This window comes from uncultured Campylobacter sp. (genome assembly GCF_938031315.1).
In the GTDB taxonomy this organism is placed as follows: domain Bacteria; phylum Campylobacterota; class Campylobacteria; order Campylobacterales; family Campylobacteraceae; genus Campylobacter_B.
In genome coordinates this window covers 1-1524 of sequence record NZ_CALHHT010000479.1, presented here as the reverse complement: position 1 = coordinate 1524, position 1524 = coordinate 1, and the positions used below count along the sequence as shown (strand labels likewise).

The 1524-nt window shown below is 46.9% G+C and carries 4 protein-coding genes and 1 pseudogene; all 5 read right to left on the bottom strand.

All coding sequences use genetic code 11. The annotated features are described in order from the left end of the window. Window positions 1-133: 133 nt before the first annotated feature. A complete protein-coding gene (locus Q0236_RS11875; RefSeq protein WP_297918301.1) occupies window positions 134-442 on the bottom strand; it encodes a hypothetical protein in 309 nt (102 codons plus the stop codon). Then, window positions 439-696 carry a sigma factor-like helix-turn-helix DNA-binding protein gene (locus Q0236_RS11870; RefSeq protein WP_297918298.1) on the bottom strand — a complete coding sequence of 86 codons (258 nt, stop codon included), beginning with the start codon at window positions 694-696 and terminating at the stop codon, window positions 439-441. The genes Q0236_RS11875 and Q0236_RS11870 overlap by 4 nt, the downstream gene beginning before the upstream one ends. Then, window positions 671-841: an anaerobic ribonucleoside-triphosphate reductase gene (gene nrdD / locus Q0236_RS11865; protein ID WP_297918295.1), complete on the bottom strand. Its 171-nt coding sequence runs from the start codon at window positions 839-841 to the stop codon at window positions 671-673. The genes Q0236_RS11870 and nrdD overlap by 26 nt, the downstream gene beginning before the upstream one ends. A 66-nt stretch (window positions 842-907) precedes the next feature. Further along, entirely contained in the window at window positions 908-1096 is a 189-nt protein-coding gene (locus Q0236_RS11860) for a hypothetical protein (protein WP_297918292.1), read from the bottom strand. A 28-nt stretch (window positions 1097-1124) separates the two neighbouring features. Beyond that, window positions 1125-1524 (bottom strand): annotated as a pseudogene (locus Q0236_RS11855) (bacteriocin); the annotation flags it as partial.

Genomic DNA, 1524 nt, shown 5'->3' with positions numbered 1-1524 from the left:
GCTGCGAGCGGGAGTGCAAGCACTCCCTGCACCCACCTAAAGTTTCAGAAATTTTGCTTTGCAAAATTTTAGATTTTTTAGCGGTTCAGCTTTAGCGCTTATATAGGCTCTTGTAAAAAGAGCCCGATAAAAGCTACGCCTCTCTTAGATATCTTAAAATTTTCTCAATATAAGGATCTGCCGCCATCGTCTCATCGGCGCAGATGTGAAGCCTGCCAAAGCTCGCAATTTCCGCGCAGGGCTTTTTATATCCGTAGCAAAAGCTCACATAAAACACCCAACCCTTTACAAGCTGCCCGTCTCTTATCTCGTCGCGACGCACCGAGCGAAGACCTACGCTTACCATATCAGGCACCGCGGCGCTCATCTTTGCGTGCAGCTCTCGAAGAGCTGCGGCGCTATAATCCTGTGCGCTTAGATTGATTAGATCTTTCAGCCTCAACTCTTCGTTCCTTTCAGGCTCCAGCCGCTGCCGAGCCTTTGAGCCCTGCATTTTTCTATCTCAGCGATAGTCTCAAATATCGCCATCCACTTCCCACGATTTCTAGGGTGCTTGAGTTTCGCAAGGGCGGCTCGCTCGATCATCGCTACCCGTTGGACGCTGATGCCGAATATCGCCGCAAGCTCTTTACGGCTGGCGTCGGCATCATCTTTTAGGGCTCTTGCGCCTTCACGCTTGCTTAGTGCTAGCGACATTTTTCTTCTCTTCAAATAGCACGCGCTGCTTATGTTCGCCTACTTTACCAATATTAAAGCTTTCTACCGGGCGTAAGTAGCCCATTACGCGGGTGTATACTATGCACTTAGTGCGTTTTGCTTCAAGCTCTTTAGGAAATTTCATATCCACTCCTTTTAAATTTAACTTTATAAGACGCCCGCGTGGGGCGCCATTTAAAATCAAAGCTGCCTAACTCCAAATCGTTCCTAGTCCTCGATGAAATCTCGGCACCGGCACCGCTATGCTCTCGCGGTGTCTTCTCTTTGTAATCCAGCCCCTCGGGGTCTTGAAGAGAATGAATGAGTGCGCGATTATGATCTCATCTTTGCAGGCCTTGAGATCGCTCATTTTCATATTTATATCTTTTGAAATTTTCATTTTTATCTCCTTACAACCATTACAACTATTACAACAAAAGCATCTTCGTAGCTTCTTTTACTACGTCTTCGTTTATCGTACCGCCACCGTATTCGCAAAGCATCTTTGAGCGCCTTAAAAGCTTCTCGGTCTTTCTGAAATTTCCCTTTGCAAGCCTTTGTATCAGCTCTACGCAGTCCTTATCTTCTACGCCGAAGCTTTTGCAAACCTCTTTGAGATCATCGGATATGATCTGATTATCATCGTTTAGATAGCTTAAGCCGCCCAATATCCATTTGTTGCCGACGCGTGAGCTGAGCTGCTCTAAAGCGTCGCCACTTCGCGAAGAGGTCAAATTTAGCTGTAATTTATTTGTGCCGACAAGCACTAGCGGCGCGCGACTAAAATCGTGCATCCTTCTTAGGCTCTCCAGTGCACGATATGGCAAA